The organism is [Empedobacter] haloabium, from assembly GCA_008011715.2.
Classification (GTDB): domain Bacteria; phylum Pseudomonadota; class Gammaproteobacteria; order Burkholderiales; family Burkholderiaceae_D; genus Rugamonas; species Rugamonas haloabia.
In genome coordinates, this window is record CP136508.1 from 3,953,141 (window position 1) to 3,968,413 (window position 15,273).

17 protein-coding genes are annotated in these 15,273 nt (G+C 65.6%); all 17 read right to left on the reverse strand.

The genetic code is table 11. The features are described 5' to 3' along the window. Positions 1–6: 6 nt before the first annotated feature. The 17 genes from acpS to fabD all read right to left on the reverse strand — a co-directional run bounded on the left by acpS (position 7) and on the right by fabD (position 15,202). Positions 7–405 carry a holo-ACP synthase gene (gene acpS / locus E7V67_017175; GenBank protein ID WUR11438.1) on the reverse strand — a complete coding sequence of 133 codons (399 nt, stop codon included), beginning with the start codon at positions 403–405 and terminating at the stop codon, positions 7–9. Further along, positions 402–1,160, reverse strand: a complete 759-nt coding sequence (gene pdxJ, locus E7V67_017180) for a pyridoxine 5'-phosphate synthase (GenBank protein WUR11439.1) — start codon at positions 1,158–1,160, stop codon at positions 402–404. Before pdxJ ends, acpS begins: the two co-directional genes overlap by 4 nt. An 11-nt stretch (positions 1,161–1,171) precedes the next feature. Next, positions 1,172–1,939, reverse strand: coding sequence for a DNA repair protein RecO (gene recO / locus E7V67_017185; protein ID WUR11440.1), 768 nt, complete (start codon positions 1,937–1,939; stop codon positions 1,172–1,174). A 325-nt stretch (positions 1,940–2,264) separates the two neighbouring features. Further along, complete coding sequence (gene era, locus E7V67_017190) at positions 2,265–3,164, reverse strand: GTPase Era (protein WUR11441.1); 900 nt, start codon at positions 3,162–3,164, stop codon at positions 2,265–2,267. A gap of 13 nt (positions 3,165–3,177) precedes the next feature. Then, complete coding sequence (rnc, locus tag E7V67_017195; GenBank protein WUR11442.1) at positions 3,178–3,966, reverse strand: ribonuclease III; 789 nt, start codon at positions 3,964–3,966, stop codon at positions 3,178–3,180. Between the two features lie 17 nt (positions 3,967–3,983). After that, positions 3,984–4,337, reverse strand: coding sequence for a DUF4845 domain-containing protein (locus E7V67_017200; GenBank protein WUR11443.1), 354 nt, complete (start codon positions 4,335–4,337; stop codon positions 3,984–3,986). Between the two features lie 9 nt (positions 4,338–4,346). Then, positions 4,347–5,267, reverse strand: coding sequence for a signal peptidase I (gene lepB, locus E7V67_017205; GenBank protein WUR11444.1), 921 nt, complete (start codon positions 5,265–5,267; stop codon positions 4,347–4,349). After that, positions 5,264–7,057, reverse strand: a complete 1,794-nt coding sequence (lepA, locus tag E7V67_017210) for a translation elongation factor 4 (protein WUR11445.1) — start codon at positions 7,055–7,057, stop codon at positions 5,264–5,266. The genes lepB and lepA overlap by 4 nt, the downstream gene beginning before the upstream one ends. Positions 7,058–7,359: 302 nt before the next feature. Continuing rightward, positions 7,360–7,611: a glutaredoxin family protein gene (locus E7V67_017215; protein ID WUR11446.1), complete on the reverse strand. Its 252-nt coding sequence runs from the start codon at positions 7,609–7,611 to the stop codon at positions 7,360–7,362. A 118-nt stretch (positions 7,612–7,729) separates the two neighbouring features. After that, positions 7,730–9,169, reverse strand: a complete 1,440-nt coding sequence (locus E7V67_017220) for a DegQ family serine endoprotease (protein WUR16303.1) — start codon at positions 9,167–9,169, stop codon at positions 7,730–7,732. Between the two features lie 400 nt (positions 9,170–9,569). Next, the gene (locus tag E7V67_017225) at positions 9,570–10,031 is read right to left on the reverse strand and encodes a sigma-E factor negative regulatory protein (GenBank protein WUR11447.1); all 462 of its coding nucleotides are present in this window, start codon (positions 10,029–10,031) and stop codon (positions 9,570–9,572) included. Positions 10,032–10,160: 129 nt separating this feature from the next. Further along, complete coding sequence (gene rpoE / locus E7V67_017230) at positions 10,161–10,763, reverse strand: RNA polymerase sigma factor RpoE (GenBank protein ID WUR16304.1); 603 nt, start codon at positions 10,761–10,763, stop codon at positions 10,161–10,163. Between the two features lie 127 nt (positions 10,764–10,890). Continuing rightward, entirely contained in the window at positions 10,891–11,403 is a 513-nt protein-coding gene (locus E7V67_017235) for a protein YgfX (GenBank protein ID WUR11448.1), read from the reverse strand. Positions 11,404–11,738: 335 nt separating this feature from the next. Further along, the gene (gene fabF / locus E7V67_017240; GenBank protein WUR11449.1) at positions 11,739–12,983 is read right to left on the reverse strand and encodes a beta-ketoacyl-ACP synthase II; all 1,245 of its coding nucleotides are present in this window, start codon (positions 12,981–12,983) and stop codon (positions 11,739–11,741) included. Between the two features lie 42 nt (positions 12,984–13,025). After that, positions 13,026–13,265 (reverse strand): acyl carrier protein, encoded by a 240-nt coding sequence (acpP, locus tag E7V67_017245; protein WUR11450.1) that lies wholly within the window; start codon positions 13,263–13,265, stop codon positions 13,026–13,028. A 190-nt stretch (positions 13,266–13,455) separates the two neighbouring features. After that, positions 13,456–14,211: a 3-oxoacyl-ACP reductase FabG gene (gene fabG, locus E7V67_017250; GenBank protein ID WUR11451.1), complete on the reverse strand. Its 756-nt coding sequence runs from the start codon at positions 14,209–14,211 to the stop codon at positions 13,456–13,458. A 49-nt stretch (positions 14,212–14,260) separates the two neighbouring features. Further along, positions 14,261–15,202: an ACP S-malonyltransferase gene (fabD, locus tag E7V67_017255; protein ID WUR11452.1), complete on the reverse strand. Its 942-nt coding sequence runs from the start codon at positions 15,200–15,202 to the stop codon at positions 14,261–14,263. Between the last annotated feature and the right edge of the window lie 71 nt (positions 15,203–15,273).

The window sequence follows — 15,273 nt, forward strand, 5'->3', positions numbered from 1 at the left end:
GTTCTGTCATTCGCTTGCCTGTTCCACGATCGCGAAGGCGACCGCGTAATCCTCTTCATCGCTGACGGAGACCTGGGCCGTCAACCGGTTCGCTTCCATGTAGTCCTTCAAGGCGCCTTCCCAGACGAAGGCGGGCTTGCCGTTGTCGCCATTGAGCAGCTGCGCCGCGGGCCACGTCATCGGCGCGCGCAGGCCGATACCGAGCGCCTTCGACAGCGCCTCCTTGGCCGCGAAGCGCGTCGCCACGTAGCGCACGCCCCGCTGCGGGTGGCCGGCGCTGCGCGCGCGATACACCTCCATCTCGCGCGGCCCCAGGATCTTCTGCGCGAAACGCTCGCCGTGCCGCGCCAGCGCCTGGGCGATACGGGGGATCTTGCAGATGTCGGTGCCGACGCCGTGGATCATCGCGCTCCCAGCCGCGTGGCGACCATGATCGCCTTCATCTCGCGCACGGCGTTTTCCCAGCCGACGAACACCGCATGGCCGACGATGGCGTGGCCGATGTTCAGCTCCGCGATGTCGGGAATGGCGGCAATGGCCTGCACATTGGTGTAGTGCAGGCCGTGGCCGGCATTGACCTTCAGGCCGTGCTGCACGCCCCAGCGCACGCCGCGCTTGATGCGTTCCAGTTCTTCCTGCTGCGCCGCGCCTTCGGCGTCCGCATAGGCACCCGTGTGCAGCTCGATGACGGGCGCGCCCACGTCCGCCGCGGCGGCGATCTGCGCCTCGTCCGCATCGATGAACAGGCTGACGCGGATGCCCTCGTCCTGCAGCTGCTTGACCGCCTTCGATACCTCGGCGTGGAAGCGCACCACGTCCAGGCCCCCTTCCGTCGTGATCTCGGTGCGCTTCTCCGGCACCAGGCACACGTCCGCCGGCTTGATGCGGCAGGCGAAGTCGATCATTTCCTGCGTCACGGCCGCTTCCAGGTTCATGCGCGTCAGCAGCTGCGGCGCCAGGTTGACCACGTCCGCGTCCTTGATGTGGCGGCGGTCCTCGCGCAGGTGCAAGGTGATGCAGTCGGCGCCGGCCTGCTCGGCCAGCAGCGCGGCGCGGATCGGGTCGGGATAGGCCGTCCCGCGCGCGTTGCGCAGCGTGGCGACGTGGTCGATGTTGACGCCCAGGTCGATGACCGGGCCGGCGGGATTGAGGAAGCTCATATTGTTCTTTTCTACAGTTGCATCAGGTCGATGAGAATCTGGCGGGTATTGAGCGGCGCGCCGTTCAGGTGGTACGCCAGCAGGAAGCGCATCAGCTGCTTGCTCTGGGCCTGCGTGGCCGCGTCGCGATAGTCCTCGCGTTCCATGTCGAGCAGCGTCTTGCCGGAGACGCGCGGCGCCGTGTCGTCCGGCTGCACCGGGCGCGGGCCCCGTTCGGGCTCCACCACGTACTGTACCTCGGCCAGCACCTTCGCGCGGGTGCTGGTGCAGCGCGTCAGGTCGGCCGCCACGCCCGTCTCCTTAAGTAGGGCCGTTTCGAATTTGCGCAAGACGATGGGCGGCGATTCCTGGTGCGCCAGCTGGTTCAAGGTGGCGACGTAATGGTCGAACAGCTTCGGGTGGGCATCGTCGCGCGCCAGCAGCTTGACCAGCAGCTCGTTCAGGTAGAAGCCGCACAGCAGCGCCGTCTTCTCCAGCGGCAGCATGCCGCCGACCCAGTCGGCGTCCGTCAGGGTACGCAGCTCGTTCTTGCCGGTCCAGCCGGCCGACAGCGGTTGAAACGTCTGCAGCACCCCGCGCAGCTGCGAGTGCGGCCGCTTGGCGCCCTTGGCGATCAGCGCCACGCGGCCGAAGTCGCGCGTCAGCAGCTCGACGATGAGGCTGGTTTCCTTGTACGGGTAGCTGTGCAGCACGAAGGCCGGCTGGCCGTGCACGCGGGTGCCGATGGTACGCGGTGGCGGGCGCTTGCGCGGTGGTTGGGGGGGCTGGGGCGCCGCCACGGCCGGGGCCGTGTCAACAATGGTGCCTGACCCGAAAGCTGACACGGGCTGGGCTGTAACGTCGTACGTAGCGGCGCGATCGCGGACCGCCACGGCCGGGCTCGTGTCCTCCGTGGGGGCAGAGGGGGAAATCCGGGTAGCAACGCTCCCCGCCTCCGGAGCGGCTGTTGGCTTGCAAGCCAATAGCCCTTCAGACCCCGACAAGGACACGGGCTCATCTATGGCCGGGCCGTCAACTGCTGGGTTCGTGTCAGTTTTCGTGCCTGACCCCGCGGTTGCCGAAATTGACACGGGCTCGGCCGTGGGGCGGCGTTTCGCCATGGACTTATTCGTAGCCGTATGCGCGCAGGCCGGCTTCGTTGTCGGCCCAGCCGGATTTCACCTTGACCCAGATCTCCAGGTACACCGGGCCACCGAACAGCTTTTCCATGTCCAGGCGGGCCTGGCTGGAAATTTCCTTCAGGCGGGCGCCCTTGTTGCCGATGATCATGGCCTTGTGGCCGTCACGCTCGACGAGGATCGCGGCAAATACACGGCGCAGGTCGCCTTCCTGCTCGAATTTCTCGATCAGCACGGTGCTGCTGTACGGCAGCTCGTCGCCGACGAAGCGGAACAGCTTTTCGCGCACGATCTCGGAAGCCAGGAATTTCTCGCTGCGGTCCGTGATGTCGTCTTCACCGAAGATCGGGTCGTTCTCCGGCAGGAAGCGCTTGATCTCGTTCTGCAGGCCGTCCAGCTGGAAGCGCAGCTTGGCCGAGACGGGCACGACGGCGGCGAAATCGAACTTCGACGCCACCTGCTGCGCGAACGGCAGCAGCACGGCCTTGTCCTTCATCCGGTCGGACTTGTTGATGACGAGGATCACCGGCACGTTCTTCGGCAGCAGGTCGACCACCTGCTGGTCGGCCGGGCCGAACGTGCCCGCCTCCACCAGGTACAGGATCACGTCGGAGGAGTCCAGCGTGTTCGTCACCGTCTTGTTCAGCGTCTTGTTCAGCGCGTTGGAGTGGCGGGTCTGGAAGCCCGGCGTGTCGACGTAGATGAACTGGGCGTCGGCCACGGTCTGGATGCCGGTGATGCGGTGGCGCGTCGTCTGCGCCTTGCGCGACGTGATGCTGACCTTGGCGCCGATCAGTGTGTTCATCAGGGTCGACTTGCCCACGTTGGGGCGGCCGACGATGGCGATATAACCGCAGCGGAAGGCGGTGGCGGGTGCGTCTGTCATGATTGAATCTCGGTTATTTGTTGGCGAGCTTGGGGTCCGCCGGCTGGTCGTTCTGGACCGTGGCGATGCCCGCCAGCTTCAGCTGGGCGGCGCGCGGCTTCGATTTGCGGGCCGCCGGCGGCGCCTTCAGCAGCGCCTGCTCGGCCACCTCCAGCGCCAGCTTGGCCGCGGCCTGCTCGCCGGCACGGCGGCTGCCGCCGCGGCCATACACCTGGATGCCCAGCTTGGGCACCAGGCATTCGATCTCGAATTCCTGGCTGTGCGCGGCGCCGTGCGTGGCTACCACATTGTACAGCGGCAGGGAAATTTTCTTACTCTGCAGGAACTCCTGCAGCAGGGTCTTGGCATCCTTGCCCAAGGTGCGCGGGTCGACGGAGTCCAGGATCGGGATGTAGAAGGCACGGATCACGGTGGCGGCGGCGTCGAAGCCGGCGTCCAGGAAGATCGCGCCCAGCAGCGCTTCGAGGGTGTCCGCCAGGATCGACGGCCGGCGGAAGCCGCCCGACTTCAGCTCGCCCTCGCCCAGGCGCAGGAATTGCGACAGGTCCAGCTTCTGGGCGATTTCGTACAGCGACTGCTGCTTGACGAGGTTGGCACGCAGGCGCGACAGGTCGCCCTCGTCGATGGCAAGGTAACGCTCGTACAGGATCGACGCGACCACGCAGTTCAGGATCGAGTCGCCCAGGAATTCCAGGCGTTCGTTATGCAGACTGCTGTGGCTGCGATGCGTCAGGGCCTGCTGAAGCAAGCCGGCATCCTTGAACGTGTGGCCCAGCCGGGTCTGCAATAACTGTAAATTCATCGTCTGGTGGTTTCCTGTCATTTCTTGGCGGTCGAGCCGCTGTATTCGAGCAGCAGGCTGGCCGGGCCGGCCAGGTGGATCTTGCGCTCGTAGGCGAAAGACACCTGCTGCTCACCGTCCACGCGCTCGATTTCCAGGTCGCGGCCGCTGATGGACGTAATGTAACCGGCCTCGGCTGCACGGTCGAACGCGGCGCGGATCTCCTGCGGCGTGCCGCCGGCGGCCTTGGCCTTGACGATGGCGGACGAGACGGCGCGGTATTCCGAGTACGCCGGTATGATCTGCATGGCCAGCAGCCCCAGCACACCCAGCAGCGCCAGCACGACGATCAGGCCGGTGAGGGAAATGCCGCGCTGTCCGGTCGTCCGCATCGCGGCTCCTTACTGAATGCCGCCGATGCGGCGCATGTTCGAGAAGTTCATCCACACGGCCACGGCCTTGCCGACGATGTTCTTGTCGGGCACGAAGCCCCAGTAACGGCTGTCGGCACTATTGTCGCGGTTGTCGCCCATCATGAAATAGTTCCCGGCTGGCACTACGCAGGTAAATCCTTCCGTCGTGTACGTGCAGGCTTCCTTGTTCGGGAAGTCGCGCACGTCGCCCAGGTTCAGGGTCGGCGCCCGGTCGTCGTTCAGGATGCGGTGCGACACGCCCGTCAGGTTCTCCTGGAACTGTTTCTTGTAGACCAGGCTTTCGTCGTCCAGGTAGTCATCCTGCGCCGTGTAGCTGACCGGCTTGCCGTTCACCGTCAGTTTCTTGCCTTCGTAAGTGATCTTATCACCCGGCACGCCGACGACGCGCTTGATGTAGTCCTGGCTCATGTCCATCGGGTACTTGAACACCATCACGTCGCCGCGCTGCGGATCGTTGATCTGGATGACCTTCTGGTTGATGATGGGCAGGCGTATGCCGTAGGTGAACTTGTTCACCAGGATCAGGTCGCCCACCAACAGGGTCGGCACCATCGACGACGACGGAATCTTGAACGGCTCGAACAGGAAGGAACGCAGCACGAACACCAGGGCAATGACGGGGAAGAAGCTGCCCGAGTACTCGATCCAGGTCGGCTGGCGCAGGTGTTCCGCTTCCAGCTTCTCGCGCGCGTTCAGTTGGCTGTCGAGGCGGATGCCGTCGGCCGTCAGCTTGGCCGTGCGGGCGTCGTATTCGGCCAGCGCCTTGTCGGCCGCGGCGCGGCGCTGCTTCGACAGTACGAACACGTCCAGGACCCAGATGATCCCCGTGACCACCATCAGCACGAACAGGATCAGCGCGAAATTGCCCAGGATGCTTTGCATTGTCATTTCTCTTCCACTTGGAGGATTGCCAGGAATGCTTCTTGCGGGATCTCGACGGAACCCACCTGCTTCATGCGCTTCTTGCCGGCCTTCTGCTTCTCCAGCAGTTTCTTCTTACGGGAGATGTCGCCGCCGTAGCACTTGGCCAGCACGTTCTTGCGCATCGCCTTGACGTTCTCGCGCGAGATGATGTTCGAGCCGATCGCGGCCTGGATCGCCACGTCGAACATCTGGCGCGGGATCAGCTCGCGCATCTTGGCCGCCACGGCGCGGCCGCGGTAAGGCGCATTGCTGCGGTGGCAGATCATCGCCAGCGCGTCGACCTTCTCGCTGTTGATCAGCATGTCGACCTTGACGACGTCCGCCGCGCGGTGTTCCTTGAACTCGTAATCCATCGACGCATAGCCGCGCGAGGTGGACTTGAGCTTGTCGAAGAAGTCCAGCACGATCTCGGCCATCGGCATCTCATAGATCAGCTTGACCTGGCGGCCGTGGTAGGCCATGTCCATCTGAACGCCGCGCTTGGCGATGCACAGCGTGATGACGGAGCCCACGTATTCCTGTGGCATGTACAGGTTGACCGTGACGATCGGCTCGCGCACCTCGTTGATGTGCGACGGGTCCGGCATGCGCGACGGGTTGTCCACGTGCATGACGGTGCCGTCGCGGCGCTCGACCTCGTACACGACGGTCGGTGCCGTCGTGATCAGGTCCATGTCGAATTCGCGCTCCAGCCGTTCCTGCACGATTTCCATGTGCAACAGGCCCAGGAAGCCGCAGCGGAAGCCGAAGCCCAGCGCCTGCGACACTTCCGGCTCGTACATCAGCGCGGCGTCGTTCAGCTTCAGCTTTTCCAGCGAGTCGCGCAGCGCGTCGTACTGGTTGGCTTCCACGGGGAAGAGGCCGGCGAACACCTGCGGCTGCACTTCCTTGAAGCCGGGCAGCGGCGCCGCGGCCGGCTTGGCGGCCGACGTGATCGTGTCGCCCACGCGGGCGGCCTTCAGTTCCTTGATGCCGGCGATGACGAAGCCCACCTGGCCGGCCGACAGTTCCGGCAGCGACACGGAACGGGGCGAGAAGATGCCGATGTCCTCGACCAGCTGCACCGACTCGGTGGCCATCAGCTTGATCTTTTCCTTCGGGCGCATCGTGCCGTTGACCACGCGCACCAGCATGACGACGCCGACGTAGGCGTCATACCACGAGTCGATGATCAGCGCCTGCAGCGGCGCTTCCGGGTCGCCCTTCGGTGCCGGCACCTTGGCGATGATCGATTCCAGCACGTCCTCCACGCCGAAACCGGTCTTGGCCGAGCAGTGCACGGCGTCGCCGGCCTCGATGCCGATCACGTCCTCGATCTCGGCGATGGCCGTCGGCGGGTCGGCGTTCGGCAGGTCGATCTTGTTCAGCACCGGCACCACCTCGACGCCCAGATCGAGCGCCGTGTAGCAGTTCGCCACCGTCTGCGCTTCCACGCCTTGCGAGGCGTCGACCACCAGCAGCGCGCCTTCGCAGGCGGACAGCGAGCGGCTCACTTCATACGAGAAGTCGACGTGGCCGGGCGTGTCGATCAGGTTCAGGTTGTAGATCTGGCCGTCGCGTGCCTTGTATTTCAGCGCCGCCGTCTGGGCCTTGATGGTAATGCCGCGCTCGCGCTCCAGATCCATCGAATCGAGCACCTGCGCTTCCATCTCGCGGTCCGACAGGCCGCCACAGAGCTGGATGATGCGGTCCGCCAGGGTGGACTTGCCGTGGTCGATGTGGGCGATGATGGAGAAATTGCGAATGTTGTTCATTAAATTAAAAACGTATCAGACGACAGCAATACAAAAAGCGCTCTGGGGCCGGGGCCCTGGCGAGCGCTTTGAGGAAACCTCTACACCAGTACAGGCCCGCTCATGCGGGGCTCAGGCCAGGCACGCGGCGCTTGGGAAGTCCCTGCGCGACGCTGCCTGGCGGCACGGCACACCACAGCGGCGCCGCGCCGGAACACGAAATCCGGGAATAACCCTCCGCATTTTACCGGATTTCAGAGGGGAAAGCCCGAATTCTGACGTCGCGGACGCGAAAACATGCAAACGTGGAAATTGTCGAGCGATTAACTGGCTTGCAGGACCGCCCTGACAGCGGCCTCATCGAGGAAGTAATGGCACAGCTCGGGCTGGTCCAGCGCGGCGAACAGCACGGGCACCAGCTCGTCGAAGCGCTCGACCAGCGCGGGGTCGGCGTCCACGTCGATCACCTCGACGGTAAACGGGTGCTCGGGCGTGCGCAGCTTTTCCAGGGCGGCGAGCATGTCTTCGCACAGGTGACACCAGCTGCGGGAATAGAGGGTGAAGTGGGTTGGCAAGTTGGCTTTAGAGGTGGCAGGGTCTGTCCCTCTGGGACTGACCCTGAAGTGGCGGTGTGAGGCTCCGGTAACGAACGCAAACTTCAGGGTCAGTCCCCCTTGGGGACAGACCCTTCGATCAGCGCGCGGTGGGCCGCAGCGACACGAACTGCGACGTATCGCCCCGGCGCACCAGCACCACCGACGGCTTCTTCGGATCGAGCTTGGCCACCAGCGCGGCGAACTGCTTGGCGTCGACGATGGCCGTATTGTTCAGCTGCAGCAGGATGTCGCCCTGGCGCAGGCCGGCCGCGGCCGCCACACCCTCGGTCGCGTCCACCTTGACACCCGTGCCGCCCAGCTCCTTCTTCTCGGCGGCCGACAGGTCGCTGACCTTGAAGCCCAGCGCGTTGGCGGCGCCTTCGGCTTTCGGCTTGCCGCGCTCGCCGCCGCGGCCCGGTGCGCTGGCCTGGTCGGATTCGCGTTCGGCCACGACGACCGGCAGGTCCACCAGGGCGCCGGTGCGCCAGACCGTGACCGTCGCCTTGCTGTTCGGCGCGGTATTGCCAACCAGGCGCGGCAGGTCGGACGACTTGTTGATCTCGGTACCGTTGAACTTGACGATGATGTCGCCCGGCTTCAGGCCGGCCTTGGCGGCCGGACCGCCCGCCTCCACCTGCGACACCTCGGCGCCGCGCGCGCCCTTGAGCCCCAGCGACTCGGCCACCTCGCGGCTGACCTCGCCCACCGAGACGCCGATGCGCCCGCGCGTGACCTTGCCGGACTTCTTCAGCTGGTCGGCCACGCGCATGGCCTCGTCGATCGGCACGGCAAACGAGATGCCGTTATAGCCGCCGGACAAGGTCGCGATCTGCGAGTTGATGCCGATGACTTCGCCGCGCATATTGATCAGCGGGCCGCCCGAGTTGCCGGGGTTGACGGCCACGTCGCTCTGGATCAGCGGCAAGTACTCGCCCGTATCGCGCGACTTAGCGGAAATGATGCCGGCCGTGACCGTGTTTTCCAGGTTGAACGGCGAGCCGATCGCGATCACCCATTCGCCCACGCGGATCTTGCTGGGGTCGCCCATCGTCAGGGCCGGCAGCTTGCCGCCGTCGATCTTCAGCAGCGCCACGTCCGTGCTGACGTCCGAGCCCAGCACCTTGGCCTTGAATTCGCGCTTGTCCGTCAAGGTCACGTAGACCTCGTCGGCGCCGGCCACCACGTGCGCATTGGTCAGCACGTAGCCGTCGGCGGAAATGATGAAGCCGGAGCCGACGCCGCGCTGCACTTCCTGCTCCTGCGGCACGGCGCGGCGGCCGCCACGCGGCGCCTGCGGGCCGCGCGGGGTCGGCATCTGGCCGCCGAAGAAGCGGCGGAAGAATTCCTGCATCTCGTCCTGGTCCGGACCGTCGTCGCGCATGCGCAGACGTTCGGTGGTGCGGATATTGACGACGGCGGGGCCGACCTTGTCCACCATGTCGGAGAAGTCGGGCAGACCCGCGACGGCAGGCGCGGCCGCATGGGCCGGCGCCAGGCCAACCATTGCGGGAGCGAACAGGATACCCGCGCTGACCATCAGCGCCGACAAGGTTTTACTTCCAGCAGAGAAATTGGTTTTCATAGGAATAGTATTGTTTTTCGTTGGGTCGATCGCCTGGCAAATCGCGCAGCTTCGCACATGGTAGACGAAATCCGGCGTTGCAGCACACACAAGATGTTGCAAACTGTTAGGAATTTCAAGAGGGGAAAAGCGCAGCTTGGAGCAGCCGTTTGTTGCAAGATGTTGCAGGCCGCTTACAGGGAAGCACTGGTCAATCATGGTGGCGATCCTGGTCCCGACAAACCGCGCCCGGCGCCCCCCTCTCCCCCCGCACACGCCGCCTTCCTGGCATGACGGCGCGCTTGCGTCTGGTTGGACAGGGTGTCAGGACTGATCTCATCCACCAGCGATGCAGCAGCGATGTCGCGGCGCCCCGCTAGCGCAGCAGCGCCGCGCCATCGCTCGCCGGCGCTGCCGCAGCCGGGTTGGGCGGGACGCCGCCGCCATGGGCGGCCAGCGGCAAGGCGCCGTCGCTCCCCGCCGCGCCGCCGCCGGTCGCGCCGGCGGCACCTGCACCTGCGTCATCGACCTGCTCCGCCACCGAGGCAGGGTCTTCGGCGGCGGCCTCGCCAGCGGCGGCACCGGCCCCGACCGCATCAGGCGCCTCCTCGGTTCCGGGCTGCGCGGCCAGCCGGGCGGCCAGCCGGGCGGCAAAGCCTGGCGACGGGTCGACCGCGGCCGCATCGGTGCGCAGCACGTCGCCGATCAGGCGGTACATATCCCAGGCAGCCCGGCCCTGCGGGTCGGCCAGCGCCGCCATCGTCAGCTCGATGTCGCAAGCGGGCAACTCGCCATCCGTCAGCGCCGAGATGTTTTCCTGCAGTCGAGTCGTGTTCATAAGCTACCGCCATTGTCGTGCTGCCGTCGTTCGTCCCGTCGCCCCCGCTCAGCGGTTCCGGTGCTTCCTGCTGACCGCCCCATGTAGCGGCCTCGGCCATGCGATCCGCACAGCGAGAGTGTTCGCCCGCTACCAGCGCTTGTCAATCGGCACATCGAGCAAGGGACGCAATTTTTCCGCAATCACCTCGCGGGCGCGGAAGATCCGGCTGCGCACCGTGCCGATGGGGCAGGACATGATGGCGGAGATTTCCTCATAGCTCATTCCTTCGATCTCGCGCAGGAGGATCGCGGTGCGCAGGTCCACCGGCAACGCATCCATCGCCGCGTTGACGGTCTGCGCGATCTGCTTACTGGCAAGCACCGACTCGGGCGTGTTGATGTCGCGCGGCCCACCGCCCCCCTCGCCCGCCTCGGCCGCGGCGGCTTCCACGTCCGCGGCGCCGGACGTGCGCCGGCTTTGCGTGCTCAGGTAGTTTTTTGCCGTGTTGATGCCGATGCGGTACAGCCACGTATAGAACGCGGCATCGCCGCGGAAATGGCGCAGCGCACGGAACGCCTTGATGAACGTTTCCTGGACCACGTCTTCCGCCTCCGCCGGGTCGCGCACGATGCGCGCCACCAGCCGCATCAGCCTGCGCTGATACTTCGATACCAGCAGATCGAATGCCTGCCGCTCACCTGCCTGGACTCGTTCGACCAGCAGCTGATCGCTTTCACGGTCTGTCGTCACACCTTCTGCCCTCGGTGGCGTGCGGCGCGGCGCCATACAGCTATGAGGCGACGTGCCGCATTTGGTTCAGGGGTTGCGAGGATTTTTTTTCGGGCATCCTCACGGGTTCGCCAGGTGCGCGTTACCGTCAGCCCGTGCCGTGCGCGGCCGGCGCCTGCGCCGCGACGGCGCGCACCGCCAGCGCCAGCCGCCGCCATGCTTCCGCGCCCACGCTGTCCGGCAGCACGGCCAGCCACTGCACGGCACCATCGTCGCCGCGCAGCCTTAGCAGCATCAGTCCGGGCCACAGCGTGGAACCGGGCAGCAGCCGCACCTCGCGCGCCTGGCCCGCCCAGGCGTCCGGTGGCGCGCGCGCCGCCGCATGCACCGCTGGCGCCGTGCCGCGCGTCGCCGGCGCACGCGCCGCTAACAATGGGTATACCGCCAGCCGCATCGCGCCGACACCCGAAATATCAAGTCGCGCGAGATTGACAAGGCCGTGTGCACGGCACGCCGCCAGCGCCGCTGCTGCCGCCAGCGCCAGCCGCAGTGCCGCATCCGGCGCGCAGGCCGCGGCCAGCAGCACGAGCAGATGCAACAGCGCGTGCAGGCGCCACAGCCGCCGCGACGGCAGGATCAATGCGGAGACGGCAATCGACATCGGCTTCTCCCAGGGCGCCAGGCCGGCGCAACGCGCGCCGTGCTTCCTTGCGGGCGCATGCCGGCACGGACATGCCTGCCGCCGGGCGCCGGTCGTGCGGACGCACGGGCGCCGACGGGTGCGCATATGCTCGCGTCAGCAAGCCTGGCCAATCACTACAATCAGGTAACGAAATCGGAAGCGCCGGCCTCTTGCCGGGCGATCGGTCGGGAATGGATACCCCGACGCGGGAGGTGGATCGAAAGGGGCGGCATCGCTGCCGCCCCCTCCCCACGACTTCTTCTGGCGCTCACTACGGTAAGACCGGAGTGAGCCGAAAAAAGTTCAATGCAAGCTTACACTTTGCCGAACACCAGGCTGCCGTTCGTGCCGCCGAAGCCGAACGAGTTCTTCACGGCATACTGGATGTGCATCGGCCGGGCGACGTTGGCGCAGAAGTCCAGGTCGCATTCCGGGTCCTGGTTGAACAGGTTGATGGTGGGCGGTGCCACCTGGTGGTGGATTGCCAGCACGGTAAACACGGCTTCCAGGCCGCCCGCGCCACCCAGCAGGTGACCCGTCATCGACTTGGTCGAGCTGATCACCAGGTTCTTGGCGTGCTCGCCGAACGTGCGCTTGATGCCCAGTACTTCGGCCACGTCGCCTGGCGGCGTCGAGGTGCCGTGCGCGTTGACGTACTGCACCTGGTCCGGATTGACGCCGGCGCTCTTCAACGCGGCGATCGTCGCCTTGCTGCCGCCGCTGCCGTCTTCCAGCGGCGACGTCATGTGGTACGCGTCGCCGCTCATGCCGAAGCCGTGCAGTTCCGCGTAGATCTTGGCGCCGCGCGCCTTGGCGTGCTCGTACTCTTCCAGCACCATGACGCCGGCACCCTCGCCCAGCACGAAGCCGTCGCGGTCCTTGTCCCATGGACGGGACGCGGCGGTGGGATCGTCATTGCGCGTGGACAGTGCGCGGGCCGTGGCGAAACCGCCCAGGCCCAGCGGCGAGACGGTGGCTTCGGAGCCGCCGGCCACCATCGCGTCGGCATCGCCGTACTCGATCAGGCGTGCCGCCGCGCCGATGCTGTGCAAGCCGGTGGTACAGGCGGTCACGATGGCCAGGTTCGGGCCACGCATGTTGTACTTGATCGAGAGATTGCCGGAGATCATGTTGATGATCGAAGCCGGCACGAAGAACGGCGAAATACGGCGCGGACCGCGCTTGTCGTAGTCTTCCTTCTGTTCTTCGATCATCGGCAGGCCACCGATGCCGGAGCCGATGATCACGCCGATACGATCGGCGTTTTCCTCGGTGACGACCAGACCGGAATCCTCGATCGCCTGAATACCAGCAGCCATGCCGTAATGGATGAAGGTATCCATATGACGGGCCGCCTTGGCGTCGATATATTGCTCGACGTTGAAGTTCTTGACCTCGCCGGCAAAACGGGTCGAGAACGCACTGGCATCAAACTTGGTGATGTTGGCGATACCGGATTTGCCCTCGGTAATCGCGCTCCACGCTTCGGCAATCGTATTGCCGACCGGGGCCACGCAACCGAGACCGGTTACCACCACACGACGGTTTTTAGAACTCAAGCGATTCTCCTGGAGTCGATCGGGTACGGCTGATTACCTGGCTCAGGCCTTGACGTGCGCGGTCGCGTAGTCGATGGCTTGCTGAACGGTGGTGATCTTTTCAGCTTGTTCGTCAGGGATTTCCATTTCGAATTCGTCTTCCAGTGCCATGACCAGCTCAACGGTGTCGAGGGAGTCGGCGCCCAGGTCATCGACGAAGGACGATTCGTTCTTGATGTCTGCTTCGGCGACGCCCAGTTGTTCGGCGACGATCTTCTTAACGCGTTGTTCGATATCGGACATGTTATGGCTCCATTGTGGATGTTACGGAAAGCGCGCATTTTATCAGGTTTGCGCGTTGAAAAACTAATTTCGGCATCTGTGCTCAGCTTTACCGAAACCGTTCGTAAAAGACGGGATCGTGCCTCTAAAGCACTGCGCGACCCCATCGATTCTTGCCTGTGGACACCGAATATAAACGGTGCCGGCCGGCTTATCCCATGTACATGCCGCCGTTGACGTGCAGCGTGGTACCGGTGATGTAATTGGCTTGCGGCGAGGCCAGGAAAGCGACCGCCGCGGCGATGTCTTCCGGCTTGCCCAGGCGGCCCAGCGGGATCTGCGTCAGCAGCGCCGCGTGCTGCTCCTCGCCCAGCACCTTCGTCATGTCGGTGTCGATGAAACCGGGCGCGATGCAGTTGACGGTGATGTTGCGGCTGCCGATCTCGCGCGCCAGCGCGCGGCTCATGCCTTCCACGCCCGCCTTGGCGGCGGCGTAGTTCATCTGGCCTGGATTGCCGGACGAGGCGACCACCGACGTGATGTTGATGATGCGGCCGGCCTTGGCCTTCATCATGCCGCGCAGCACGCCGCGCGACAGGCGGCCGACGGCGGACAGGTTGGTCAGGATGACCTTGTCCCATTCCTCGTCCTTCATGCGCATGGCCAGCTGGTCGGCCGTGATGCCGGCGTTGTTGACGAGGATGCCGACGGCGCCATATTCCTTGGCGATCTCGTCGAGGATGGCCGTGCAGCGCTCGGCGTCGGTGACGTTCAGGACGGCGCCCTTGCCGGCTTCCGGACCGATCTCGGCCAGGTAGGCGGAGATCGCCTGCGCGCCCGCCTCGGTGGTGGCGGTGCCGACGACTTTCGCGCCCTGGCGCGCCAGCTCGATGGCGATGGCCTTGCCGATGCCGCGCGACGCGCCCGTGACGAGGGCGACTTGATTGGACAGGTTCATGGTTGACATCCCTTCTTTGTGGAATTTGTTGGCGGCCCGGCGCTGCCGGGCCGGCGCATCACTTGAGCGTGGCCAGCACGCGTTCGAGCGATGCCTGGTCGACGATCGCGTCGCCCACCAGGTTCGGGTCGATCCGCTTGACCAGGCCCATCAGCACCTTGCCGGGACCGCACTCGATCACCTGCGTGATGCCGCGGCCGGCCACCTGCTGCATGGTCTCGACCCAGCGCACGGGGCTGGCGGCCTGGCGCACCAGCGCATCCTTGATGCTGGCGGGATCGGTCAGCACGGCGACGTCGACGTTGTTGATCAGGTCGATCCGCGGCGCCTCGAAATGCAGGTTCGCCATGTAGTCGCGCAGGCGGTCGGACGCAGGTTTCAGCAGCGACGAATGGAACGGCGCCGACACCGGCAGCCGCATCGCGCGCTTGGCGCCCTTGGCCTTGGCGAATTCGCAGGCCTTCTCGACGGCGGCCGTGTGGCCGGCGATGACGACCTGGGCCGGCGCGTTGAAGTTGACGGCCTCGACCACCTGGGTCGGATCAAAGGCCAGCGCCTCGGCGCAGGCGGCACGCACGTCGTCGTCCGACAGGCCCAGCACGACGGCCATCGTACCCTGCCCCACCGGCACCGCTTCCTGCATGGCCTGGGCGCGGAAGCGCACCAGCGGCACGGCGTCCTTGAACGGGATCACGCCGGCGGCCACCAGGGCGGAATATTCGCCCAGGCTGTGACCGGCAACGACGGACGGCACCGGGCCGCCGGCGGCGATCCAGGCGCGGTACACGGCCACCGCCGCCGTCAGCATCGCCGGCTGCGTGTTGGTGGTCAGGTCCAGCTCTTCCTTCGGACCTTCCTCGATCAGCTTGCCGAGGTCGAACTGCAGCGCGTCGGAGGCCTCGGCCACCGTTTGCGCCACCACGGGATTGCCGGCAAAGCCGGCCAGCATCGCGACAGCCTGGGACCCCTGGCCCGGGAATACAAATGCAAATTTGGTCATGTTGTCTCTTTCTGATTAGCGGCGCAAGGCTAACGCGCCCGGCACCGGCGCGGCTACGGCTGGCTGGTAGA

What these genes read in the sequence shown, in the direction of transcription:
- E7V67_017200 (WUR11443.1), bottom strand. Translation starts at nt 4,337, where the DNA reads ATGCGGACGACCGGACAGCGCGGCATTTCCCTCACCGGCCTGATCGTC.
- rnc (WUR11442.1), bottom strand. Translation starts at nt 3,966, where the DNA reads ATGAATTTACAGTTATTGCAGACCCGGCTGGGCCACACGTTCAAGGAT.
- lepA (WUR11445.1), bottom strand. Translation starts at nt 7,057, where the DNA reads ATGAACAACATTCGCAATTTCTCCATCATCGCCCACATCGACCACGGC.
- lepB (WUR11444.1), bottom strand. Translation starts at nt 5,267, where the DNA reads ATGACAATGCAAAGCATCCTGGGCAATTTCGCGCTGATCCTGTTCGTG.
- fabG (WUR11451.1), bottom strand. Translation starts at nt 14,211, where the DNA reads ATGTCAACCATGAACCTGTCCAATCAAGTCGCCCTCGTCACGGGCGCG.
- fabD (WUR11452.1), bottom strand. Translation starts at nt 15,202, where the DNA reads ATGACCAAATTTGCATTTGTATTCCCGGGCCAGGGGTCCCAGGCTGTC.
- E7V67_017225 (WUR11447.1), bottom strand. Translation starts at nt 10,031, where the DNA reads ATGAACACGACTCGACTGCAGGAAAACATCTCGGCGCTGACGGATGGC.
- acpP (WUR11450.1), bottom strand. Translation starts at nt 13,265, where the DNA reads ATGTCCGATATCGAACAACGCGTTAAGAAGATCGTCGCCGAACAACTG.
- acpS (WUR11438.1), bottom strand. Translation starts at nt 405, where the DNA reads ATGATCCACGGCGTCGGCACCGACATCTGCAAGATCCCCCGTATCGCC.
- E7V67_017220 (WUR16303.1), bottom strand. Translation starts at nt 9,169, where the DNA reads ATGGTCAGCGCGGGTATCCTGTTCGCTCCCGCAATGGTTGGCCTGGCG.
- era (WUR11441.1), bottom strand. Translation starts at nt 3,164, where the DNA reads ATGACAGACGCACCCGCCACCGCCTTCCGCTGCGGTTATATCGCCATC.
- E7V67_017235 (WUR11448.1), bottom strand. Translation starts at nt 11,403, where the DNA reads ATGTCGATTGCCGTCTCCGCATTGATCCTGCCGTCGCGGCGGCTGTGG.
- pdxJ (WUR11439.1), bottom strand. Translation starts at nt 1,160, where the DNA reads ATGAGCTTCCTCAATCCCGCCGGCCCGGTCATCGACCTGGGCGTCAAC.